Raw genomic sequence first — 25,177 nt, 5'->3', positions numbered from 1 at the left:
CACGCTGTACTGACTTAGAGAAGAAAATGCCCAAGCGCACTGACCTCAAGACCATCCTCATCATCGGTGCTGGCCCGATCGTCATCGGCCAGGCCTGCGAGTTCGACTACTCCGGCGCCCAGGCCTGCAAGGCCCTGCGTGACGAGGGTTACCGCGTGGTGCTGGTCAACAGCAACCCGGCCACGATCATGACCGACCCGGAGATGGCCGATGCCGTCTACATCGAGCCGATCAACTGGCAGACGGTCGAGAAGATCATCGCCAAGGAAAAGCCCGATGCGCTGCTGCCGACCATGGGTGGCCAGACCGCGCTGAACTGCGCGCTGGACCTGGCCGACCACGGCGTGCTGGAGAAATACAACGTCGAACTGATCGGCGCCAAGCGCGAAGCGATCCGCATGGCCGAAGACCGCGAGCTGTTCCGCGTGGCCATGGGTGAGATCGGCCTGGATTGCCCGACCGCCGCCGTCGCCCACACCCTGGACGAAGCGCTGGAGATCCAGACCCGCGTCGGCTACCCGACCATCATCCGCCCCAGCTTCACCCTGGGCGGCAGCGGTGGCGGCATCGCCTACAACCGCGAAGAGCTGGTCGAAATCGTCAGCCGCGGCCTGGAACTGTCGCCGACCACCGAAGTGCTGGTGGAAGAGTCGGTGCTGGGCTGGAAGGAGTTCGAGATGGAAGTGGTCCGCGATACCGCGGACAACTGCATCATCGTCTGCTCGATCGAAAACCTCGACCCGATGGGCGTGCATACCGGTGACTCGATCACCGTGGCCCCGGCGCAGACCCTGACCGACAAGGAATACCAGCGCCTGCGCGATGCCTCCATCGCCGTGCTGCGCAAGATCGGCGTCGATACCGGTGGCTCGAACGTGCAGTTCGGCATCAACCCGAAGACCGGCCGCGTGGTCGTCATCGAGATGAACCCGCGCGTGTCGCGTTCCTCGGCGCTGGCGTCCAAGGCCACCGGCTTCCCGATCGCCAAGGTCGCCGCCAAGCTGGCCGTGGGCTACACCCTGGACGAACTGAAGAACGAGATCACCGGCGGCCTGACCCCGGCCTCGTTCGAGCCGTCCATCGATTACGTCGTCACCAAGATCCCGCGCTTCGCCTTCGAGAAGTTCCCGGCCGCCGACGCCCGCCTGACCACCCAGATGAAGTCGGTGGGCGAGGTGATGGCGATGGGTCGCACCTTCCAGGAGTCGGTGCAGAAGGCCCTGCGTGGCCTGGAAACCGGCAAGGTCGGCTTCGACCCGACCGGCCTGGACCTGGGCAACGAAGACGACCTGCAGACCCTGCGCCGCGAACTGAAGGCACCGGGTCCGGAGCGCCTGTTCTTCGTCGCCGATGCATTCCGCGCCGGCATGAGCGTGGAAGAGATCTACGCGCTGTCGTTCATCGATCACTGGTTCCTGGACCAGATCGAGGAAATCATCGCTGCCGAAGCTGACGTCGCCGCCGGTGGCATCGACGCACTGGACGCCGCACGCCTGCGCAAGCTGAAGCGCGCAGGCTTCTCCGACGCACGCCTGGCGCAGCTGACCGGCACCAACGAAGCCGCCATCCGCGCGCTGCGTCGTGCGCACAAGGTGCGCCCGGTCTACAAGCGCGTGGACTCCTGTGCCGGTGAATTCTCCACCGGTACCGCCTACCTCTACTCGACCTACGAGGACGAGTGCGAGGCCGCGCCGAGCAACCGCGACAAGATCATGATCCTGGGCGGTGGCCCGAACCGCATCGGTCAGGGCATCGAGTTCGACTACTGCTGCGTGCATGCGGCACTGGCGCTGCGCGAGGATGGCTATGAAACCATCATGGTCAACTGCAACCCGGAAACCGTGTCGACCGACTACGACACCTCCGACCGCCTGTACTTCGAACCGCTGACCCTGGAAGACGTGCTGGAAATCGTCGAACTGGAACAGCCGAAGGGCGTGATCGTGCAGTACGGCGGCCAGACCCCGCTGAAGCTGGCGCGCGCGCTGGAAGCCAACGGCGTGCCGGTGATCGGTACCAGCCCGGATTCGATCGACCTGGCCGAGGACCGCGAGCGCTTCCAGCAGCTGGTCGACAAGCTGGGCCTGAAGCAGCCGCCGAACCGCATCGCCCGCAACGACCAGGAAGCGCTGCTGCTGGCCCGCGAGATCGGCTACCCGCTGGTGGTGCGCCCGAGCTACGTGCTGGGCGGCCGTGCGATGGAAATCGTCTACGGCGAAGCCGATCTGGCCCGCTACGTGCGCGACGCGGTGAAGGTGTCCAACGATTCGCCGGTGCTGCTGGACCGCTTCCTCGACAATGCTGTCGAGTGCGATGTCGACATCATCGCCGACAAGGAGGGCAACGTCCTGATCGGTGGCGTGATGGAGCACATCGAAGAAGCCGGCGTGCACTCGGGCGATTCCTCGTGCTCGCTGCCGCCGTACTCGCTGTCGGCTGAAACCCAGGCCGAGCTGCGCCGCCAGGTGGTGGAGCTGGCCAAGGCCCTGAACGTGGTCGGCCTGATGAACACCCAGTTCGCGATCCAGACCAGCGACGAAGGTGCCGACACCATCTACCTGCTGGAAGTGAACCCGCGTGCCTCGCGCACCGTGCCGTTCGTGTCCAAGGCCACCGGCATGCCGCTGGCCAAGATCGCCGCGCGCTGCATGGCCGGCAAGAGCCTGGCCGAGCAGGGCGCGACCAAGGAAATCGTGCCGGACTACTACTCGGTGAAGGAAGCGATCTTCCCGTTCGCCAAGTTCCAGGGCGTCGACCCGATCCTCGGGCCGGAGATGCGCTCCACCGGTGAGGTGATGGGCGTGGGCCGCAGCTTCAACGCCGCCTTCGCGCGTGCGCAGGAAGCCGGTGGCATCAAGGCACCGCCGGTCGGCAAGGCCTTCGTCTCGGTCCGCGATCCGGACAAGAAGCGCGTGCTGCCGGTGGCCAAGGCGCTGCTGGCGCGTGGCTACAGCCTGGTTGCGACCCGTGGCACCGCCGCGTGGCTGCAGCAGCACGGCATGGACTGCGAGATCATCAACAAGGTGGTCGAAGGCCGTCCGCACATCGTCGACTCGATCAAGAACGGCGAGATCGTCTACATCGTCAACACGACCGAAGGTCGCTCGGCGATCAACGACTCGTTCTCGATCCGTCGCGAGGCGCTGCAGCATCGCGTCACCTACTCGACCACCATTGCCGGCGCCAAGGCGCTGGTGGATTCACTGGAATTCCGCGGCACCGGCCCCGTCTGGTCGCTGCAGGAGCTGCACAAGGAGTTGAATGCATGAGAGCCCCCATCACGATGAAGGGTGCGCAGAAGCTGCGCGACGAACTGGATCACCTGAAGTCGGTCAAGCGCCCGAAGGTGATCGCGGCCATCGCCGAAGCGCGTGAGCATGGCGACCTGAAGGAGAATGCCGAGTACCACGCCGCGCGCGAGGAACAGGGCTTCATCGAAGGCCGCATCAAGCAGCTGGAAGGCGAGCTGTCGCACGCCGAGATCATCGACGTGAGCAAGCTCAATGCCGGCTTCAAGGTGGTGTTCGGCGCCAGCGTGACGCTGGCCGACGTGGAAACCGACGAAGAGAAGAAGTACCAGATCGTCGGTGACCTGGAGGCGGACATCAAGCAGGGCCTGATCGCGATTTCCTCGCCGGTGGCGCGCGCGATGATCGGCAAGCTGGAAGGTGATTCGATCGTGATCGACGCCCCGGCCGGCCAGCGCGAGTACGAGATCGTCAGCGTCAGCTACGTGGACTGACCCGGTGGCAACGGCGACCCTGCTGTTGCCGGCACGCAGCCGCTTTGCCGCGGCTGCGCTGCCGGACGATGTGGCGCGCGCGCTTGGCCGCGCCACGACGGTGCAGGTCGCACCGGGTGAACGCGCGCAGCTGACGCGCCATTTCACGGTCGCCGCGCCGCAATGGCCGGTGGCCGCGTTGACCCGCCAGCGCGACGTCGGCGATGCCGCTGGCGCCAGCTGGCTGCGTGCCGATCCGGCCTGCATGGTGCCGGACATGCATGGCGCGCGGATGATGGCCTACGGCGAAACGCTGCGACCGACCCTGGCCGACTGCCTGGCCCTGCTGCCGGTGCTGCAGCCGTTGTTCGCCGATGCCGGATTCGTGCTCGACGCACCGGACCCTTCGCGCTGGTACCTGCGGCTTCCGATCGACCTGGCCCTGCCGGACTTCGACAGTCCGGACGAGGTGCTGGGCGATGACCTGTTCTCGCACCTGCCGGAAGGCGAGGGCGGCCGCCGGTGGCGGGCGCTGATGACCGAAGCGCAGGTACTGCTGCACAACCATTCCTGGAACCAGCAGCGCGCCGCGCAGGGACAACAGCCGATCAATTCGCTGTGGTTCTGGGGCGGTGGCGTGATGCCGGTGTCGGTCAGCACGCCGCATGCGCAGGTGCGCAGCCGCGACGCGCTGCTGCAGGGCCTGGCTCTTGCGGCTGGCGTAGCCGTGGATGGTGAGCAGGCGGTGGATGCACTGGTTGATCTGCGCCAGCTGCGCTCGCTGCAGCAGCTCGGCAACGATGCGATCCGTCCACTGCTGGCCGCGCTGAAGCGCGGCGAGCTGCAGCGGCTGGTGCTGGATTTCGAGGACGGCCTGCAGTTCCAGCTGGATCGCGGACAGCGCTGGCAGTTCTGGAAGAAGCCGCGCCAGCTTCACGACTGATCGGGGCCTCGGCCGAGCGGGGTCGGATCCGTTTTCCTAGGGAAAACGGCTCTGACCCCATTTTGTCTATCGATATCTGAAAGATGTGTCGACCAAGGTCGACACCTACCAGCAGCGGCGTGAACCTGTCGAAGGTGGGGCGGTGTCGGATTGCGGGGTGTCAGCCGCATGGATGCGGCTGCCAAGCCTACAGGGACGTACTTGCGGCGTCCCCGCAATCCGACACCGCCCCGCCAACCCACGGACTCCCCGCTGTTGCTGTTGCTTCGGATGTTGCTTCGGCAGGTGCAGGGCGCAGCCCTGCAAACAATCACCTCACCGTGCTGACCACGGTCGGCAGCTGCCAATGCCCTCCGGCCACGCCGCGGCACTGCCCGGTGGTGAACTCGCCGCTCTTCACAAATCGCGCGCCATCCCAGGCCCAGTCGTGGCCGGAGAAGCAGTCACCGATGCCGCGCCCACGGAAGCGCCCGCGCAGCGTCGCGTCATCGCGATCAAAGTCCTCCGCGTTGGAGGTCACGAACTTCGCCTGGTACGGCGCCTTGTCCTGCACTACCCAGTAGCCGCTGCTGAAGTTGTAGGCACCCATGAAGCAGCTGGTGCTTGCCAGTACATGCTGGGCGTCCAGTCGCTGGATCTCGATCTCGTCTGTCCCGCCCTCGCTCAGGCGGCCGCACTCATCCGGCTTCGGCAGGCTGGCGATCAGCGCCTTGCGCAGGCCCGGTGCGTTCGCCAGTGCCGCGTCCGAGGCGCGCGGTGCCATCAGCGTGCCGCGCATGATCACTGGCACCGGCAACGCCGCAGGCACGCTCGCTTCGGGCTTGTCGCCACGCCGCACCAGCGCACCGGGTGTGCCCAGCCGGCCTTGGGCCTCGTCCATCTTCAGCAGTACGGCCGCTGCACCGCTGTCGGAGATCGGCCACGCCCTGCCCTTGCCGTCGATGATGTCGATGCGTGCGTGGCGTGGCAGCGCGGCGACCAGCGCATCGGTCTGTCCCTGCTGCAGCAGTACTTGATCTCCGTCGCCGGTGTCGCGCACCGGGCCCAGGTCCTTGCCGTTCAGGCGCAGGCGCAGCGCCCCGGTCGGCGTCGCGCTTTCGCCATCCTCGCCATTGCGCAGCCGCGCGAGCACCTTCGTACCCGGGCCGCCCGCGCGTTCCAGCATCAGGCTGAGCAGATTGCCGGATTGTTCCGGACTGTAGCCGGCGGCGCGGCAGGTGCGGGTGTTGTCACAGGCCAGCGACCAGTCGTTGTGCTGGAACTGCACGCCGGCCTTCGGTTCGGGCGTGGCGGCGTGGGTGGCCGGGGCCAGGGCGAGGCCCAGCAGCGCGGGAAGGAGCGTGCGATGCATGCGTTGAAGTCCATTTCCGGGCCGACAAGCATGGAAGATAGGCTGGCAGATTCCAAATGCCGGCGATCGGGGTGGAGCCTCCTGCGGGCAGCGAGATCCGACCCCGCGCTATCATGGGGACGTCTTCCGCAACCCGGCGATGCCGATGTCCCTTGCCGCCGATGCTGCGCAGCCGTCCTCTGATACGCCGATGATCCGCCGCCGCGATGCGGTCGTACCGGGCAGCTGGCCAGACGGCACGCTGCCACTGCTGGCGCGACTCTATGCCAGCCGCGGCGCCGGTACGCCAGAGCTGGCACTGCCGAAGCTGGGCAGCCTCCACGCGCCGGAGCTGCTGACCGGCATCGATGATGCGGTGGGTCTGCTGATCGAGGCCATCGCCAACGACAAGCGCATCCTGGTGGTCGGCGATTTCGATTGCGATGGCGCCACCGCCTGTGCGGTCGGCGTGCGGGGCCTGCGCATGCTCGGCGCGCAACACGTCTTCCACGCGGTGCCGAACCGCATGGTGCACGGCTACGGCCTGTCACCTTCTCTGGTGGAGGAGCTGGCCGCGCTGCAGCCGGACCTGCTGGTTACGGTCGACCACGGCATCGCCTGCCATGCGGGCGTGATCGCGGCGAAAGCGCGGGGCTGGCAGGTGCTGGTCACCGACCATCACCTTCCCGGGCCGCAGCTGCCGCCGGCCGATGTCATCGTCGATCCCAATCTCGACGGTGATGCGTTCCCCAGCAAGTCGCTGGCCGGTGTCGGTGTGATCTTCTACGTGCTGATGGCGCTGCGCCGGCACATGCGCGAGGCCGGCGTCTTCGCCGATGGCAAGGGGCCGGACCTGACCACGCTGCTGGACCTGGTGGCGGTCGGCACCGTCGCCGACCTGGTGGCGCTGGATCCGAACAACCGGGCACTGGTCAGCGCGGGCCTGCGCCGTCTGCGCGCGGGGCAGGGCTGCGTCGGCCTGCGAGCGCTGATCGAAGCCAGCGGCCGTGATGCGGCGCGGCTGACCGCCACCGACATCGGCTTCGCGCTCGGCCCGCGCCTGAATGCCGCGGGCCGGCTGGAAGACATGGCGCTGGGCATCGCGCTGTTGCTGACCGAAGACCCGCGCCAGGCGCGGGAGATCGCGCAGACGCTGGAGCAGATCAACTCGGAACGCCGCGCGGTGCAGCAGGCGATGACCGATGACGCCGAGCAGGCGTTGACCCGCGTGGTGCTGGACATGGCCGGTCAGCGACCGGTGGCGGCCTGCCTGTTCGATGCCGACTGGCATCCAGGCGTGGTCGGCCTGGTCGCATCGAAAATGAAGGATCGCCTGCATCGCCCGGTGATCGCCTTCGCCCCGGCCGAACCCGGCGCCGACACCCTGCGCGGCTCGGCGCGCTCCATTCCCGGCCTGCACATCCGTGACGCGCTGGCGTTGGTCGATGCGCGCCATCCGGGCCTGATCGAGCGCTTCGGTGGGCATGCCATGGCGGCCGGGCTGAGCATGCGGCTGGATCACGTCGATGACTTCAAGGCCGCCTTCGTCGCCGTGGTGCTGGAGATGCTCGATCCGGCCGCATTGCAGCAGCAGGTGCTCAGTGACGGCGAACTGGCGGCGGATGAGCTGGACCATCGCCACGCCGATGCGCTGCGCCTGGCCGGGCCGTGGGGGCAGGGTTTCCCCGAGCCACTGTTCGACGGCCACTTCGAAGTGGCCAACTGGCGAGTACTGAAGGAACGCCACCTCAAGCTGGAACTGCGCCTGCCGGGCGTACCCGGCACGATCAACGCCATTCATTTCGGCGGCTGGCACGGCAACGCGCCATCACGTCACGTCCACCTGGCCTACCGACTGGCCTGCGACGACTACCGTGGCGGCAGCGCCATCCAGCTGATCATCGAACACTGCCTGCCCGCCTAGAAAAAGGGGACGGAGGGGATTAAGCCGCTTTTGCCTTGTTTGCCAATTGCGACTTAATCCCCTCCGTCCCCTTTTTGGGGCCCCGCCAACCCCGTTACGGTTGCTGGTGCGTTCAACGATCCACGATCCCACTGGAGTCCGGTCATGGTCTTCGCCCGTTGCTGCACTGTGTTGTTGCTGGCCCTCGCGGCCTGGCCCGCTGGCGCACAGTCGCCGCCGATCTCCCGGCCGCAGGCCAGCACGCCGTTGCTGATTGCCCCGGCTGCCGAGCAGGCGGTCCAACTGCGACACGCCCGCATCGAAGGCGAGGTCCAGGCCGGCGTTGCCCAGACCCGGATCACCTTGGAATTCCACAACCCGAACCGTCGTGTGCTGGAGGGTGAGCTGCAGTTCCCGCTGGCTGATGGCCAGCAGATCACCGGCTTCGCGCTGGATATCAACGGCGAGATGCGTGACGCGGTGCCGGTGGCCAAGGACCGCGGCCGCCAGGTGTTCGAGGAAATCGCCCGCCGGGGTGTCGATCCGGGCCTGCTGGAACAGACCGCCGGCAACCAGTTCCGCCTGCGCGTCTACCCGCTGCCGGCCGGTGGCAGTCGGCGTGTGCAGCTGGTGATCCGCGAACCGCTGGCCTTCGCCGGCCAAGGCTGGCAGTGGACGCTGCCGCTGCAGTTCGCCGCCGGTGCAGCCTCGGTTGAACTGAAGGTGCATGCTCCCGACGCGGCCACCGCAGGTACTGCGCCATTCCGCATCAGCGCGGGCCAGCTGCAGTGGCAGGGCAAGGGTGCGCAGCTGCCGAAGCAACTCCAGTGGAACCTGCCGGCAGCCCGCCACGCACAGGTGCAGGTGGCGCCCTGGCAGGATGGGCACTACCTGTTGGCACAGCTGCCGGTGGCGGCCAGCAGTACGCCCCGCACGTTGCCCAGCGAGATCGGCCTGCTGTGGGACGGCTCTGGTTCGGCGGGGCAGCGCGATCGCACGCGTGAGTTCGCCCTGCTGGATCGCTATTTCGCCGCGCTGGGTGACGGCACCGTGGCCTTGACCGTACTGCGCGATCGCGCCGAGCCGGTGCGTCGATTCCGTATCCGCGCCGGCAACTGGAACGAGCTGCGCGCAGCACTGCAGGCGGTGCGCCCGGACGGTGCCAGCGCGCTGGCGCAGTGGCAGTCGCAGCCGGGCGTGAAGGAGTACCTGCTGGTCAGCGATGGGCTGTTGACCTACGGGCCGGAACAGCTGCCGGCGATGGCGCCGGATCAACGCCTGTTTGCGGTCAGCAGCGCCGGTGCGCGCACCGATGCCGTGCGACTGCGTGGTTGGACCGAAGCGCGTGGCGGCCGCTTCGTTGCGCTGGGCGAGGATGTTGATGCGGCGGCGCGCGAGCTGCTGTCGTCGCCGCTGGATGTGCAGGTCGATGCAGGGCGCGGCGTGCAGGACGTGGTGATCGATCGTCGCAGTGAAGCCCAGGGCTGGTTGTGGCTGCATGCACGACTGGCGGCCGACAGTGTGCCGATGCGGGTGCGCGTGGGTGGCGGCGAATGGCAGGCGCTGCCCGCCACGCAGAAGAGCAACGACGGAGAACTGCTGGCGGGCTTGTGGGCGCAGGCGCGCCTGCAGCAGCTGGCCGCCGACCGCCGTGGCAACCGCGAGGCGATGCAGCGGCTGTCGCAGCAGTTTGGCCTGGTCGGCCCGGACACCTCGCTGATCGTGCTGGAGACGTTGGAGGACTACCTGCGCTATGCGATCCGCCCTTCGGGCACGCTGCGCGCCGGGTACGACGCCAGGTTTGCAGTGCAGGTAAGAGATCGCGCCGCTGCTGATCGCCAGCGCCTGGATGAGGTGGCGGCACGCTGGAAGGAGCGCCAGCAGTGGTGGAGCCGCAGCTGGCCGAAGGGTGTGCCACCGCAGGCGAAGGGCGGGGCACTGGAAGTGGCCTCGGCGGACCATGCGATGGAATCGGCGCCGGTGGCAATGCTCGCCGCGCCGGCCCCTGCGGCACCGCCTGCCCCGGCACCGATGGCCGCCGCCGCCGAGCAGCGCATGGAAGCCAGCAGCGCGCGTGCACGTCGCTCGGCGCCTGCATCGAACAAGGCCCTGGATTCAATTACGGTCACTGGTGGCCGTGTCGCTGCGCCCGCTGCCGCCAACGAGGGCGAGCTCGGTATCCAGCTGGCGGCCTGGCAGCCGGACTCGGCCATCGCCCGGCGCCTGCGCCAGGGCCCGGCGTCGCAACTGTATGACCGCTACCTGGCCGAGCGCGATGCGCATGCCGACAGCAGCGCGTTCTTCCTCGACGTGGCCGACCTGCTGCTGGAGCAGGGTCAGCGCGACCTGGCACTGCGCGTGCTGTCGAACCTGGCCGAGATGGACCTGGACAACCGCCACCTGCTGCGCGTGCTCGGTTACCGGCTGATGCAGGCTGATGCCCCCGCACTGGCCGTGCCGGTGTTCGAGCAGGTGCTGGCGATGGGCCAGGAAGAGCCGCAGAGCTTCCGCGACCTGGGCCTTGCACTGGCCGCGGCCGGCAAGCCGCAGCAGGCGCTGGCGCCGCTGTACCAGGTGGTTGTGCGGCCGTGGGACAGCCGCTTCGATGGCATCGCCCTGATCGCATTGGATGAACTGACCAACCTGGTGGCCCGCAGCACGCCCCGGCTGGATACCACCAGCATCGACCCGCGCCTGCTGCAGGCAATGCCGCTGGACCTGCGCGTGGTGCTGTCGTGGGATGCCGACAACAGCGACATGGATCTGTGGGTGACCGACCCGAACGGCGAGCGCGCGTACTACGGCAACCACCTGACCTACCAGGGTGGGCAGATGTCGCAGGACTTCACCGGCGGCTATGGCCCCGAGCAGTTCTCTCTGCGCAACGCCAAGCCGGGCAAGTACAAGGTGGAAGCAAACTACTTCGGAAGCCGCCAGCAGCTGGTGGCCGGTGCGACGACCCTGATGCTGCGCTTGACCACCCATTGGGGCACGTCGAAGCAGAAGGACCAGATGGTCACGATGCGGTTGAAGGATCGCGCCGAAACCGTGCTGGTGGGCGAGTTTGAGGTGCGTTGACCGCTCGGACGTCCGCGTAGCGTCGAGCTTGCTCGACTGCTTTGATGTAGAGCCGGGGCCATGCCCGGCTCACGGCACAGGCAGCCGAGCCTCGGCGCGGCTCTACAACGCCACGGTGCGCGCCTTTGACGCCGCGGGCGGATCGGCACGCAGGCCGAACAGGGGCCGCAGCCAGCGGCAGCGACGGATCAGCAGCCCGTGGATCAGCAGGCAGCCGCCGACAGTACCGGCCAGCAGCAGCGCCGGTTCCAGCCATGGGCCCAGCTGCAGCGGCCTGAGCCAGAACAGCAGGGCGATGATCAGGCTCTGGTGCAGCATGTACCAGGGATAGATCGCCTCGGTGCAGTACGGCAGCCAGCGGAACGGGCGGTCGAGGAAGACTTTGCCCCAGCCGAGGATGCTCAGCAGCGCGGTCCAGACGTACAGCGACTGGCTGGCCCGGCCCTGCAGGTCCCAGAACGGTTCGGGCCATCGCCGCAGCGGTGAGTCGGCGGGCAGCACCTGGCCGAGGATGCGCAACCCCAGATACCAGCCAACGGCAGCAAGCGCCAGCCACAGAGTGGTGCGGCGCAGGGCGACCACGCGCTGCCAGAACACCGGCTCACGACCCAGCAGGTAGCCGGCCAGGAATACGGTTGCGTACTTCGCGTGCTGGTACCAGTCGCTGAGCAGGGCATTGGTGGACGGGTAGATCGGCTCCAGCCAGATCACCCAGGCCAGCAGCAGGGCGGACGGAAGGCCGATCAGCAGCATCGGCGATGCTGCGCAGAACGCCACCGCGCGGCGCACCACCGCCGTTCCCAGCAACGGCATCAAAAGGGCCAGGGCCAGCGTGTAGTTCCAGAGATACGCCAGGTACCACAGATGGTTCCAGGTGATGCCGTACTGCCAACCGGCAAAGCTCCCTTCCGGCCACGGCCGCACCTGCCAATAGCGCAGCAGGAAGTGGCCGAAGCCGGGTGCCACGTGGCCGTTGGCTACGCCTTCGCAGTAGGGCTGGATCGGCACGATCACGAACATGCCGAACAGCAGCGGCAGCAGCAGCCGCCAGGTGCGCAGGCCGGCGAAGCGCAGCAACCTGCCTTCCGGCCGCATCAGCGCGATGGCGATACCCGAGATCAGGAACAGCAGCGACATCCGCCAGCGGTTGACGAACAGCATCGGCCACTGCAGCCATTCGGCGGTATGCACGCTCTTGAGGTGAAAGCCCCAGTCGTCCACGTAGGCCATGGCGGCGTGGTAGAGGATCAGCAGGGCGAAGGCGAACACGCGCAGGGCGTCGATGTCGTAGCGTCGGGTCATGGTGGTGGTGTGCCGGAGAGTCGAGCCAAGGTGACGCCGTCCGGTCCGTGCGGCGACCGGCAAGGGGCCGCTGGAACCGACGCAGTGACCAATGGCGGGGGTGGTGGGACCAATGGAGCCGCTACCCTTGGTCCCTTGAGGCAGGCTGGAGCACCGCAACGACATGGATGCAGCAATGACCCAGGGCCGACCACCGCGCTGGCGCATTTCAACCCGACTGCTGGTATGGGCGGCAATCCTGTCGGCCTCGGCGGTGGCCAACGCGTTGGTCGATGTTATGGATGCCAGTCGCCGCGGCGCTGATCTCGGCTTGTGGGAACCCTTGATCTGGGAGTTCAGCAGCCTCGGCCTGATCCTGTTGACCCTGCCGTTGCTGTGGTGGAGCTGTGAGCGCTGGCCGCTGCATGCCGATACCTGGAAGCGGCGGTTGCCGCTGTATCTGCTGGCCAGCGTCGGCTGGTCGTTGCTGCATGTGGTGGGGATGATGCTGCTGCGGCACCTGGCCTACGCGTCGCTGGGCTACCGCTACCAGGATGATGCCGGCTGGTTGGAGCGTTTTGCGTATGAATACCTGAAGGATGTGCGCACGTTCGCGATTTTCGTCGCGCTGGAGCACTTCGCCAGCTGGTTCGGCCGGCGCAGGCAGGGCGAGGCGCGCCTGCTGGCCGAGCCCGACGTCGGCCCGCCGGTGGAACCGGTCGAGCGCCCCCAGCACTTCCTGGTGCGCAAGCTGGGCAAGGAGTTCCTGGTGGCCACGGCAGACGTGGAGTACGCCCAGGCGGCGGGGAACTACGTGAACTTGCGGGTACGCGGCCACGACTACCCGCTGCGCATCACCATGGCGGTGCTGGAGCAGCGGCTGGACCCGGGCGAGTTCCTGCGCCCGCACCGCAGCTGGCTGATCAATCGCGGCCAGTTGCGCTCGATCGAGCCGCTGGATGGCGGCGAGGCCCTGCTGCACATGGCCGATGGAGCCAAAGTGCCCTGCAGCCGGCGCCAGCTGCCGGTCCTGCGGCAGGCGCTGGGCGGCGCGGGCGCGGGTAGAGTCGACTGTTGGTCGACTATCGCGCGCAGCGCGGGCTCCACCGCAACCTGAATGAAAAGCAGTCGACTGACAGTCGACTCTACAGAGGCGGGTCTACCAGTGGTTGGCTCCCAGCGGCAGGCCTGGTCCCTCATTCCGGGCGCCCCCGGCCTGCGGTATCATTGGCAGTCATCTTTTGAATGCATAACCGCCGACATGATCGAACTGAATCCTGTCCGCCAGCGCATCACCGATCTGACCGATCGCGTGCTGTCGCTTCGGGGGTATCTTTGACTACGACGCCAAGAAGGAGCGTCTTGAAGAAGTAACGCGGGAGCTGGAAAGCCCCGACGTCTGGAACAACGCCGAGTACGCCCAGAACCTGGGCCGCGAACGTTCCAGCCTGGAAAAGACCGTGGGCGGCATCGCCTCGGTGCTGGATGGCCTGAACGACGCCACCGAACTGCTCGAGCTGGCCGAGTCCGAGCAGGACGAGGACACCGCACTGGCGGTGGTGGCCGACCTGGACAAGCACCAGGCGCACGTGGAGAAGCTGGAGTTCCAGCGCATGTTCTCCGGCGAGATGGACAATGCCGCTGCGTTCGTCGACATCCAGGCCGGTGCCGGTGGCACCGAAGCCCAGGACTGGGCCGAGATCCTGCTGCGCATGTACCTGCGCTGGTGTGAATCGCGCGGCTGGAAGACCGAGCTGATGGAAGTCTCCGGCGGCGACGTCGCCGGCATCAAGTCGGCCACGCTGCGCGTGGAAGGCGACTATGCCTATGGCTGGCTGAAGACCGAGACCGGTGTGCACCGCCTGGTGCGCAAGTCGCCGTTCGACTCGGACAACCGCCGCCACACCAGCTTCACCTCGGTGTTCGTGTCGCCGGAAATCGATGACAACATCGACATCACCATCAATCCGGCCGACCTGCGTACCGACGTGTACCGTTCGTCGGGTGCCGGTGGCCAGCACGTCAACAAGACCGAGTCGGCGGTGCGCATCACCCACATCCCGACCAACATCGTGGTGGCCTGCCAGACCGGCCGCAGCCAGCACCAGAACCGCGACAACGCGATGAAGATGCTGGCCGCCAAGCTGTACGAGCTGGAGATCCAGAAGCGCAACGCCGAAAAGGACGCCGTGGAAGCGACCAAGTCCGACATCGGCTGGGGCAGCCAGATCCGCAATTACGTGCTCGACCAGAGCCGCATCAAGGACCTGCGCACCGGCATCGAGCGTTCGGATACGCAGAAGGTGCTGGACGGCGACCTGGACGAGTTCGTCGAGGCCAGCCTGAAGGCCGGCCTGGCCGTGGGCTCCAAGCGCGTCGATGCCTGATCTGCGCGCCTGCGCGGATATCGTCACCCTCGTGCGCAACGCCGAGGGTGGCTGATCACGCTTCCGGTAGAGCCGAGCCCATGCTCGGCTGCTGTTGGCGCAGTAGCAGATGCGTCGAGCATGGCTCGACGCTACAACGGGTACGGCGGTGGCGATGATGCGCAGCGAAAGTGAACGCAAGGAACTTGGCGGCTTCCTCAAGGCCTGCCGCGCCCGTGTCGACCCCGCCACGCTCGGCCTGCCGGCCGGGCGGCGGCGCACCCCGGGCCTGAAGCGCGAGGAAGTGGCGCTGGCGATCGGGGTCAGCGTGAGCTGGTACACCTGGATCGAGCAGGGCCGCGAAGTGCGTGCCTCGCCCGAAGTGCTCGAGCGCCTGGCACAGGTGCTGCGCATGAGCGACGACGAACGCGCCTATGCATTCGCGCTGTCCGGCTACGGCGTACCGCTGGAATCACCGGACGAGAGCGTGACCGACGGCCTGCGCCAGCTGGTGGAGGCGATGCAGCCGATCCCGGCGTACGTGCGCAACACCCGCTTCGACATCCTGGCCTGGAACCCGGCCATCGCCGATCTGTTCGTGGACTACAGCCAGCTGGCGCCGCACGAGCGCAATACGCTGCGGCTGATGTTCCTGTACCCGCCGTACCGCACGCTGATCCTCAACTGGGAAGAAATGACCCGCGGCCTGCTGGCAGGCTTCCGCGCGGCGATGGCGCAGGCGCCGGACAAGGCTCCGTTCCTGGCGCTGGTCGAGGACATCTCGGCGCACAGCGAGGAGTTCCGCCAGTGGTGGCCGGAGCACGATGTGCGCCGATTCGATGAAGGTGCGAAGAAGTTGAACCATCCCACGCGCGGGTTGCTGGACCTGCAGTACGTGGCGCTGGTGCCGGAGAGCCGGCATGACCTTTCCCTGGTGACCTACCTGCCGCAGAAGTAGGGGGAGTTCGGCAGGGCTTGCAGCCCTGCACCTGCTCAATGCAACGGCCAAAGCCAGAGCCAGAGCCAGAGCTAGGTTCCGTGGTTTGGCGGGGCGTTGTCGGAGTGCGGGGACGCCGCAAGTACGTCCGTGTAGGCTTGGCAGCCGCATCCATGCGGCTGACACCCCGCACGCCGACACCGCCCCACCTTCGACAGGTTCACGCGGCTGTTGGCAACTGCGGCTTTGTTCCGCGCGGTTGTTGGTAGGTGTCGACCTTGGTCGACACGATTTTTCTCTCAGATATCGAATGAGTCATCCACGCATGGCGTGGATCTACTGTGTCGACCAAGGTCGACACCCACCAACAGCAACGCACAGCGCCGTCCCGACAGATCGCAGAACTCTGTCGAAGGCGGGGTGGGTCCGGTTGAGGGGGCGTGAGCCGCATGGATGCGGCGACCGAGCTTACATGGATGTACTTGCAGCGTCCCCCGCAACCGGACCCACCCCGCCAACCCACGGAATGCCAGCTTCTGCCGTTGCCTTGGCTTGAAGCCTCTGCGGGTGCAGGGCGCAGCCCTGCCGAAAACCCCATTCAGGCAGGTAAGTGCAGGTCACAGGATAAGCAGACGCCTTGTTGCCTCCGCCATTCGGGTCCACATTCCTGTGCAGGAGACGGGCCACCGCCCGTTGTCGAGACAACAGGAGCCCTGCATGTCCGCTGCCCCCACCACCGCCATTTCCCGTGATCCGGCCACTGGCCAGCAGATCGCCAGCCATCCCTTCGCCACCGACGCCGAGCTGGAAACAATCCTGGACCGCGGCCAGGTCGGCTTTGCGGCCTGGAGCGTCAAGAGCCTCGAACAGCGCGCAGACGTACTGCGTGCGATGGCCGCGGTGCTACGCCGTGACCGTGAAAAGCTGGCCGCGCTGGCTACCGCCGAAATGGGCAAGGTCCAGGCCGAAGCGCTGGCCGAAATCGAGAAGTGTGCTGTGCTGTGCGACTGGTACGCCGACAACGGTGCGCAGTTCCTGCGCGACGAACCGACCCAGGTGCCCGACGACAAGGCCTACGTGTCCTACCTGCCGCTGGGCGTGGTGCTGGGCATCATGCCGTGGAATTTCCCGTACTGGCAGGTGATGCGCGCGGCGGTGCCGATCCTGATGGGCGGCAACGGCTTCCTGCTGAAGCCGGCCGAGAACATCGTCGGTACCGCGCAGCTGCTCGACGCCGCCTGGCGCGATGCCGGCTTGCCGGAGGGCACCTTCATCGCGGCCAACATCAGCCGCGAGGGCACCAGCCGCGCGATCGCCGATGACCGCATCGCGGCGGTGACCCTGACCGGCAGTGTGGCCGCCGGTCGCAGCATTGCTGCCCAGGCCGGGCAGGCGCTGAAGAAGGTGGTGCTGGAACTGGGCGGTTCCGATCCGTTCATCGTCCTGGCCGATGCCGATCTTGATGCGGCCGTCGATGCGGCGGTGGCCTCGCGCTTCCAGAACACCGGGCAGGTCTGCATCGCCGGCAAGCGCATCATCGTCGAAGACGCGGTCTACGATCGTTTCGTGGCGCAGTTCTGCCAGAAGGTGCAGGCACTGACCATTGGCGACGGCCGCGACCCGGCGAACCGCATCGGCCCGATGGCGCGCCAGGATCTGCTGGAGCAGCTCGACGCGCAGGTACGTGCTTCGGTCGACGCCGGTGCGCAGCTGCTGGTCGGCGGGCACCAGCTGGATCGTCCGGGTGCGTTCTATGCACCCACCGTGCTGGCCGGGGTTGAGCCGGGCATGCAGGCCTTCGACACCGAAACGTTCGGGCCGGTGGCCTCGATCAGCCGCGCCCGCGACGCCGACCATGCGGTGGAACTGGCCAACCAGAGCGAGTTCGGCCTCAGCGGCAACCTGTGGAGCGGCGACCGCGCCCGTGCGATGCAGCTGGCGCGCCGGCTGCAGACCGGCGGTGTATTCGTCAACGGCTTCTCTGCGTCCGATCCGCGCGTGCCGATCGGCGGCGTGAAGAAGAGCGGCTTCGGCCGTGAGCTCTCGCACTTCGGCATCCGCGAATTCGTCAACGCGCAGACGGTGTGGTTCGACAAGCGTTGACGCGCAGCTTCCATCCTCCCTGCAACGATCCACCATCAGTCCAGCGAAAAGGACGGCATTCCAATGTCCAAGGGTTCAGATCTGCTTGTCGCCGCACTTGAGAACGAAGGCGTCGAGCGCATTTTCGGCATTCCCGGCGAAGAAAATCTCGACGTGGTCGAGTCGCTGCGCCATTCCAGCATCGAGCTGGTCATCACCCGTCACGAGCAGGCGGCGGTGTTCATGGCGGCCACCTATGGCCGCCTGACCGGCAAGCCGGGCGTGTGCCTGGCCACGCTCGGCCCCGGCGCGCTGAATTTCACGACCGGCGCCGCGTATGCGCTGCTTGGCGCATGGCCGGTCATCATGATCACCGGGCAGAAGGGCATCGTCGCCAGCAAGCAGGCGCGCTTCCAGATCGTCGACATCGTCAGCACGATGAAGCCGCTGACCAAGCTGGCGCGTCAGATCGTCTCGGCGCGCACCATCCCGACCATCGTCCGCGAGGCGTTCCGTGTCGCCCAGGAAGAGCGCCCGGGCCCGGTGCTGCTGGAGCTGCCCGAAGATATCGCGGCCGATGAGGTCGAGGGCGTGGCGCTGATTCCGCCGCACGCGGTGGATCGTCCCATTGCCAGTCCGGAGGCGCTGGATCGGGCGGCGGAGATCATCCGCAACGCCAAGCGCCCCCTGCTGATGATCGCCTCGGCGGCGTCGCGGCCGCAGTCCAGCGAAGCGCTGTCGGCGTTCGTGTTGCGCGCCGGCATTCCGTTCTTCACCACGCAGATGGGCAAGGGCGCGGTGGCCGGTGGTTCGGGCCTGTACATGGGCACCGCGGCGCTGACCGAGCGCGATTACGTGCACATGGCTATCGACCAGGCCGACGTGATCGTGACCATCGGCCACGAGGTCACCGAGAAGCCGCCGTTCGTGATGCGCCCGGGTGGGCCGACCGTGATCCATATCGGCTACTCGCAGGCGGCCGTGGAGCAGGTGTACTTCCCGCAGGTGGAAGTGATCGGTGACATCGGTCGTTCGCTGACCCAGTTGGCCGATCGTATCGAAGGCGCGGTGCCGGATGCTGACGCGCTGCTGCCGCTGCGCGCGACCATTCTGGAACATCTGGCTGACCGAGCCGAGGAGGCTGGATTCACGCCTCAGCGGCTGGTGCACGACGTGCGCCAGGTGATGCCGCCGGACGGCATCGTGGCGCTGGACAACGGCATGTACAAGATCTGGTTCGCGCGCAATTACCGCACCCAGGTGGCCAATACGCTGCTGCTGGACAATGCGTTGGCGACCATGGGCGCGGGCCTGCCGTCGGCGATCATGGCTTCGATCCTGTACCCGCAGCGGCGGGTGCTGGCGGTGTGCGGCGATGGCGGGTTCATGATGAACAGCCAGGAGCTGGAGACCGCGCGTCGGCTGGGCCTGAACCTGGTGGTGCTGATCCTCAACGACGGCGCCTACGGCATGATCCGCTGGAAGCAGGCGGTAGATGGCTTCACCGACTACGGCATGACCTTCAGCAACCCGGATTTCGTGAAGTACGCGGAAGCCTACGGCTGCAAGGGCCACGAGGTGACCGCCATCGAGCAGTTCATCCCGACGCTGGAGGCGGCCTTCAACGAGGGCGGGGTGCACCTGGTGTCGGTGCCGGTGGACTATTCGGAGAACCAGCGGGTGCTGGTGGACGAGTTGCGGCAGGCGTTCCCTGGGAACGGTTGACGCCGGGACGAGCGCCAACCAAGGTTGGCGACTACCGGGGCATCGGTTCCCCGGAATCCGGTAGGTGTCGACCTTGGTCGACACACGGACCGCCAACCAAGGTTGGCGGCCATCTGGGCGGGCCCGGCCCAAGGCCGGGGCAGGGCGGTTTTGGTATGCTGGGCAACCGGCTGTGCCGGGTGCAACATCCCCCCTCACTACACGATTCCCGCAGATCCATGAGCGAAGCTACCGATACCCCCCCCGTTGACGAAAACAAGTTGATCGCCGAGCGCCGCGAGAAACTCAAAACGCTGCGTGGGCAGGGCATCGCGTACCCGAACGACTTCCGTCGCGAGGACTTCGCCGGCCGCCTGCAGGAAGAATTCGCCGATGCCGAGGCCTGGACCGCCGAGGCGCTGGAAGGCAACGGCCGCCAGGTGAAGATGGCCGGCCGCCTGATGGCCAAGCGCATCATGGGCAAGGCCAGCTTCGCGCAGATCCAGGACGAGTCCGGCCGCATCCAGCTGTTCCTGCAGGGCGCGGTGCTGGGCGATGCCTACACGGCCTTCAAGGGCTGGGACGTGGGCGACATCATCGCCGTCGAAGGCGGCCTGACCCGTACCAAGACCGGCGAACTGTCGGTCAAGGCCGAGTCGATCCGCCTGCTGACCAAGTCGCTGCGCCCGCTGCCGGACAAGTGGCACGGCCTGGCCGACGTCGAGCAGCGCTACCGCCAGCGTTACGTCGACCTGATCGTGACCCCGGAATCGCGCGCAGTGTTCATCAAGCGCTCGAAGATCATCCGCGCCATGCGCGCGTGGCTGGACAACCGCGACTTCCTGGAAGTCGAGACGCCGATGATGCATTACATCCCCGGCGGCGCGGCGGCCAAGCCGTTCACCACCCATCACAACGCGCTGGACCTAGACCTGTACCTGCGCGTGGCGCCGGAGCTGTACCTCAAGCGCCTGACCGTGGGTGGCCTGGAGCGTGTGTACGAGATCAACCGCAACTTCCGCAATGAAGGCGTCAGCACCCGCCACAATCCGGAATTCACCATGATGGAACTGTACGAGGCCTATGCCACGTACAACGAAATCATGGACCTGACCGAGGGTGTGATCCGTGATGTGGCCAAGGCCGTGAACGGTGGCACCGAAGTGGAATGGGACGGCGCGAAGATCGACCTGGGCCCGGCGTTCCGTCGTTGGCGCATGGATGAGGCAGTGCGCCACCACAACCCGGAAATCTCGGCCGCTGATTGCACTGACCGCGATGCGCTGCTGCGCCATTGCGAGCGCTTGAACATCCGCGTCAAGCCGTCCTACGGCTGGGGCAAGCTGTTGCTGGAGATCTTCGAGGCCACGGTCGAGCACACCCTGATCCAGCCGACCTTCATCACCGACCATCCGGTCGAGGTCTCGCCGCTGGCCCGTGCCAATGACAACGACCCGGGCTACACGGATCGCTTCGAGCTGTTCGTCAACGGCAAGGAGCTGGCCAACGGCTTCTCCGAACTGAACGACCCGGAAGACCAGGCCCAGCGTTTCCAGGCCCAGGTGGCCGCGAAGGAAGGCGGCGACGACGAGGCGATGCATTACGACGCCGACTACATCCGTGCGCTGGAGTACGGCATGGCCCCGACCGGCGGCCTCGGCATCGGCGTTGATCGCCTGGTGATGCTGCTGACCGGCAGCAGCTCGATCCGTGACGTGCTGCTGTTCCCGTACATGCGTCCGGAGCAGTAAGTCGTCTTTTTGACTCCCGTTTGTGCGCGCCGTCGCGAAATGAGACGGCGCGATTGACGCCTCCCGCGCTCGGCGTATCGTTAATGCACTACCTTGACGTCTGTTATGGCTTGATCGGCGCCAGGGGGAGTGCGCATTGTGGAGAGTCCGCTTCACAATGTGATGACGATCATGAACCGGGACGCATGACACGGGAGTCGGGCCGATGCAGGGTGCGAGCGTTCGCAGCAGCAGGGTATCCTCGCCTGCTGATGATCCAGCATGGTCGAGAAACCAGGCGGAGTACGCGTTGAACATCGTCATTGTTGACGACCAGACGTCCGCGCGGACGATGCTGCGTCACGTCATCGAAGACATCGCGCCGGAACTGAGCGTGTATGACTTCGGTGATCCGCTGACCGCATTGGCCTGGTGCGAGGCGCACCCGGTCGACCTGCTGCTGCTCGATTACCGCATGCCGGAGATGGACGGGCTGGAGTTCGCCCGTCGATTCCGGCGCCTGCCCAAGCACCGCGATATCCCGGTGATCCTGATCACCGTGGTCGGCGACGAGCCGATCCGCCAGGCGGCGCTGGAAGCAGGGGTCATCGACTTCCTGGTCAAGCCGATCCGTCCGCGCGAACTGCGCGCGCGCTGCTACAACCTGCTGCAGCTGCGCCAGCAGACCGAGAACGTGAAGCAACGTGCGTTGTCGCTGGAGCAGCGCCTGCTGGCCAGCATGCACGAGGTCGAGGAACGCGAACGCGAGACACTGTCGCGATTGGCGCGGGCGATCGAGTTCCGTGATGCCGGCACCAGCGCCTATCTCGAACGCATGGCGCGCGTTGCGGGGCTGATCGCCGAGCAGCTTGGCCTGCCCGAAGACGACGTGCGCCTGATCGAGATGGCGGCGCCGCTGCATGACATGGGCAAGATCGCCATTCCCGACGCGGTGCTGCTCAAGCAGGGCAAGCTCAATGACGAGGAGCTGGCGATCATGCGCCGGCACCCACGCATCGGCCACGAGCTGCTCAGTGGCAGCCAGAACCGTTTCATCCAGGTGGGCGCGCTCATCGCGCTGCGCCATCACGAACGTTACGACGGCAGCGGCTATCCCGACGGCCTGGTCGGCGAAGCGATCCCGCTGGAAGCGCGGATCGTTGCTGTCGCCGACGTCTTCGATGCGCTGATCTCGCCCCGTCCGTACAAGGAAGCATGGACCATGGAAGCCACTCTGGCTTATCTGTACGCCCAGCGTGGGCGACTGTTCGATCCGCGCTGCGTGGATGCGCTGATGCGCGGCCACCAGCAGTTGATGGATATCTGCGCCCAGCACTCGACGGCATCGACGCGACCGGGTGGGTGACATGCAGGACCTGTTCGCACGCGTGAGGCGTCGGCTGGCGCAGCGTCCGGATTCGGAACATGGCCAGGCGATCGTGCGGGTGGTGCTGATCTCGCTGATCCTGGTCTATGTTCTGTTGTCCGGCGCCCGCCTGCACCGGCTGGATCAGTACCAGGGCGCGCTGGCAACGGCGGTGACCGGGCTGGGCCTGTCGCTGCTGTTGTTCGGCTGGCTGCTGTGGAAGCCGCAGCGCTCGGACCCGCGGCGGGTGGCCGGGATGCTGGCCGATTACGGCCTGATCGCGATCGGCATGATCCAGATGGGTGAGCCGCTGGCGTGGGTGTATGCGGTGGTGATGTGGGTCACGGTGGGCAACGGCCTGCGCTTCGGGCCGCGTTACCTGACCGCTGCCATCGTGCTGGCGATGATCAGTTTCGGCACTACCGTGCTGTTGACTCCCTATTGGCAGGCCAACCTGGGGCTGGCCATTTCCCTGTGGTTGGGGTTGCTGGCAGTACCGTTGTGCTGCTCCTCCCTGCTGCGCCGAAGGATGCGACATCCAACCATGGATACGATTCCCGCCGCTGGATCCGACAAGCGCTCGCTGTTGGCCCGCTTCAAGCAGCGCCTGTCCGGGCGCGAGGACAGCGAGCACGCGCAGAACCTGATCCGCATCATCATCACGGCACTGTTCATCAGCTATCTCGGCTGGCGCTCGCTGAGCGGCGGCGGTGAGGCGCTGACGGCGACGTGGCTGATCCTCGCCTTCGAGCTGACCATTTCCGCCGGCCTGCTGACCGCGATCCTGGTCAATCCGGGCGTGTCGCATGTGCGCCGGGTGATCGGCATGCTGACCGATTACACCTGCATGGCCTGGATCATGACCATCCAGGGCGAGCCGGCCGCACCGCTGTATGCGGTGATGCTGTGGGTGACGATCGGCAACGGCATGCGCTACGGCAGCACCTACCTGCGCGTGGCCACGGCCATGGGCTGCCTGGCCTTCCTGTGCACGGTGATGCTGTCGCCGTACTGGCGCGGCCACGATTATCTGGGCTGGGGCCTGTTGCTGGGCCTGGGTGCGATTCCGCTGTACTTCGATTCGCTGCTGCATGCCTTGACCCGGGCGGTGGCCGAGGCGCGCCAGGCCAACGAAGCCAAGAGCCGCTTCCTGGCCAACATGAGCCATGAGTTCCGCACGCCGTTGAACGGGCTGGCCGGCATGACCGAAGTGCTGGCCACCACCCGCCTGGACGACGAACAGCGCGAGTGCCTGAACACCATCCAGGCCTCGACCCGCAGCCTGCTGGCGCTGGTGGAAGAGGTGCTGGACATCTCCGCGATCGAAGCTGGCAAGGTGCGCGTGGAGTGGCACGAGTTCGCGCTGGCCGACGTGCTGCAGGCGATCAACCTGATCCTGACCCCGCAGACCCGCTCCAAATCGCTGGATTATCGCGTGCAGGTGGACGACAACGTGCCGCCGCGCCTGCTCGGGGATGCCGGGCATCTGCAGCAGATCCTGCTGAACCTGATGGGCAACGCGGTCAAGTTCACCGACAGTGGCTACGTGCATCTGCGCGTGTCCAGCCCCGATGCGCTGGGCAGCGAGCGGATGCGCCTGCGATTCGAGATCGTCGATACCGGCATCGGCGTGCCGGTGGCGTTGCGCGGACGCCTGTTCAATGCGTTCGAGCAGGGCGATGTCGGCCTGGCCCGTCGCCATGAAGGCACCGGTCTGGGCACCGCCATTGCCAAGGGCCTGGTCGAGTCGATGGGCGGGCAGGTCGGCTATGCGCCGAACAGCCCGCGCGGCAGCGTGTTCTGGGTCGAGATCACGCTGGACGTCGCAGACACCTCATCAGCCCCGGCGGTTCCGTCCGAGGTGGCTGAAGCCGGCAATGTCATCGCGTTTTCCAACCCCTTCCTGCGCCATCGTGCACGGGTGCGGAGCCTGCGGGTTCTGGTCGCCGACGACCACGAGGCCAACCGCATGGTGCTGCAGCGGCTGCTGGAGAAGGCCGGCCACAAGGTCACCTGCGTCAACGGCGGCGCTGAAGTGCTCGATGCGCTGGAGCAGGCCAGTTACGACGCAGCGATCGTCGACCTGCACATGCCCGGCATGAGCGGACTGGATCTGCTCAAGCAGTTGCGGGTGATGCAGGCCAGCGGCATGCCTTACGTTCCGGTCATGGTGCTGAGCGCAGACGTCACCCCCGAGTCCATCCTGCGTTGCGAGCAGGCCGGCGCCCGCGCCTTCCTTGCCAAGCCCGTGGTGGCCACCCGCCTGCTGGAAGTGCTGGCCGATGTCGCCGCCAACACCCGCGCCGAGCCCGGCATCCAGTCGGTGCCTGCATTGCCGGTCGGCGATGGCGTGCTCGATACTGCGGTGCTGGACGAGCTGGCGTCGCTGGGCATGGGCGATGGCTTCGAACGCAAGTTCATCGACCAGTGCCTGGCGGACGTCGACGCGAGCATGGGCCAGCTGCAGGGCTGCGGCGAGCGCCAGGCCTGGGAGGATTTCCGCGAGCACGCCCACGCGCTGCGCGGCGTGGCAAGCAACCTGGGGCTTGTCCAGGTTGCCGCCTCCAGTGGCGAAATCATGCGCATGGCGGACTGGCAGCTGAAGGGTGAATGGAGCTCCCGCCTCAGCAACCTGGCGACCGCTCTGCGCAACGGCAGGAATGCGTTGGCTGCCCGTAGTGCGGGGGCACCGCACCGCGACGACAGCGAGCGCAGCCCGTCCTGACCCGCCAGACG

General features: G+C 66.8%; 15 protein-coding genes. 13 read left to right on the top strand and 2 right to left on the bottom strand.

Translation table 11 applies throughout. The annotated features are described in order from the left end of the window. The first annotated feature begins 26 nt into the window (after positions 1-26). The 3 genes from carB to AC5P9F_RS06260 are packed head-to-tail and all read left to right on the top strand — an operon-like array spanning position 27 to position 4,664. Entirely contained in the window at positions 27-3,269 is a 3,243-nt protein-coding gene (carB, locus tag AC5P9F_RS06270; RefSeq protein WP_274850203.1) for a carbamoyl-phosphate synthase large subunit, read from the top strand. 8 nt (positions 3,270-3,277) lie between these two features. Further along, entirely contained in the window at positions 3,278-3,742 is a 465-nt protein-coding gene (gene greA / locus AC5P9F_RS06265) for a transcription elongation factor GreA (RefSeq protein WP_204303441.1), read from the top strand. A gap of 4 nt (positions 3,743-3,746) precedes the next feature. Continuing rightward, positions 3,747-4,664 carry a hypothetical protein gene (locus AC5P9F_RS06260; RefSeq protein ID WP_005409484.1) on the top strand — a complete coding sequence of 306 codons (918 nt, stop codon included), beginning with the start codon at positions 3,747-3,749 and terminating at the stop codon, positions 4,662-4,664. 310 nt (positions 4,665-4,974) lie between these two features. Here AC5P9F_RS06260 and AC5P9F_RS06255 read toward each other — a convergent pair whose 3' ends face one another. Next, entirely contained in the window at positions 4,975-6,015 is a 1,041-nt protein-coding gene (locus AC5P9F_RS06255; RefSeq protein WP_164173030.1) for a DUF1176 domain-containing protein, read from the bottom strand. Between the two features lie 145 nt (positions 6,016-6,160). On the opposite strand from AC5P9F_RS06255, the gene recJ reads away from it, so the two are divergent. After that, positions 6,161-7,918 carry a single-stranded-DNA-specific exonuclease RecJ gene (gene recJ / locus AC5P9F_RS06250; RefSeq protein ID WP_099523832.1) on the top strand — a complete coding sequence of 586 codons (1,758 nt, stop codon included), beginning with the start codon at positions 6,161-6,163 and terminating at the stop codon, positions 7,916-7,918. A 144-nt stretch (positions 7,919-8,062) separates the two neighbouring features. Continuing rightward, positions 8,063-10,975: a DUF2135 domain-containing protein gene (locus AC5P9F_RS06245; RefSeq protein WP_111173926.1), complete on the top strand. Its 2,913-nt coding sequence runs from the start codon at positions 8,063-8,065 to the stop codon at positions 10,973-10,975. 102 nt (positions 10,976-11,077) lie between these two features. Here AC5P9F_RS06245 and AC5P9F_RS06240 read toward each other — a convergent pair whose 3' ends face one another. Continuing rightward, entirely contained in the window at positions 11,078-12,277 is a 1,200-nt protein-coding gene (locus AC5P9F_RS06240) for an acyltransferase family protein (protein ID WP_171968985.1), read from the bottom strand. A 175-nt stretch (positions 12,278-12,452) separates the two neighbouring features. Between AC5P9F_RS06240 and AC5P9F_RS06235 the strand changes: the two genes are divergently transcribed. From AC5P9F_RS06235 to AC5P9F_RS06200, 8 genes are all read left to right on the top strand, one after another. Then, the gene (locus AC5P9F_RS06235; RefSeq protein ID WP_032966701.1) at positions 12,453-13,373 is read left to right on the top strand and encodes a LytTR family DNA-binding domain-containing protein; all 921 of its coding nucleotides are present in this window, start codon (positions 12,453-12,455) and stop codon (positions 13,371-13,373) included. Between the two features lie 144 nt (positions 13,374-13,517). Continuing rightward, positions 13,518-14,643, top strand: a protein-coding gene (gene prfB, locus AC5P9F_RS06230) for a peptide chain release factor 2 (RefSeq protein ID WP_014037064.1) whose coding sequence is annotated in 2 segments (ribosomal slippage) — positions 13,518-13,592 and positions 13,594-14,643 — 1,125 coding nt in all. Because the reading frame shifts where the segments join, the coding sequence is not laid out codon by codon here. A 154-nt stretch (positions 14,644-14,797) separates the two neighbouring features. After that, complete coding sequence (locus AC5P9F_RS06225) at positions 14,798-15,580, top strand: helix-turn-helix transcriptional regulator (protein WP_171968992.1); 783 nt, start codon at positions 14,798-14,800, stop codon at positions 15,578-15,580. Between the two features lie 696 nt (positions 15,581-16,276). Next, a complete protein-coding gene (locus tag AC5P9F_RS06220; protein ID WP_005413223.1) occupies positions 16,277-17,662 on the top strand; it encodes an NAD-dependent succinate-semialdehyde dehydrogenase in 1,386 nt (461 codons plus the stop codon). Between the two features lie 63 nt (positions 17,663-17,725). Continuing rightward, a complete protein-coding gene (locus tag AC5P9F_RS06215; RefSeq protein ID WP_043035394.1) occupies positions 17,726-19,366 on the top strand; it encodes an acetolactate synthase large subunit in 1,641 nt (546 codons plus the stop codon). A 218-nt stretch (positions 19,367-19,584) separates the two neighbouring features. After that, positions 19,585-21,096: a lysine--tRNA ligase gene (lysS, locus tag AC5P9F_RS06210; protein ID WP_043035395.1), complete on the top strand. Its 1,512-nt coding sequence runs from the start codon at positions 19,585-19,587 to the stop codon at positions 21,094-21,096. 205 nt (positions 21,097-21,301) lie between these two features. Then, positions 21,302-22,441, top strand: a complete 1,140-nt coding sequence (rpfG, locus tag AC5P9F_RS06205) for a cyclic di-GMP phosphodiesterase response regulator RpfG (protein ID WP_005409495.1) — start codon at positions 21,302-21,304, stop codon at positions 22,439-22,441. Position 22,442: 1 nt separating this feature from the next. After that, a complete protein-coding gene (locus AC5P9F_RS06200) occupies positions 22,443-25,166 on the top strand; it encodes a response regulator (protein ID WP_274850205.1) in 2,724 nt (907 codons plus the stop codon). Positions 25,167-25,177: the final 11 nt, after the last annotated feature.

The organism is Stenotrophomonas sp. YJH_SMC_4 (genome assembly GCF_059371575.1).
This window is presented reverse-complemented; position numbering and strand designations above follow the sequence as displayed.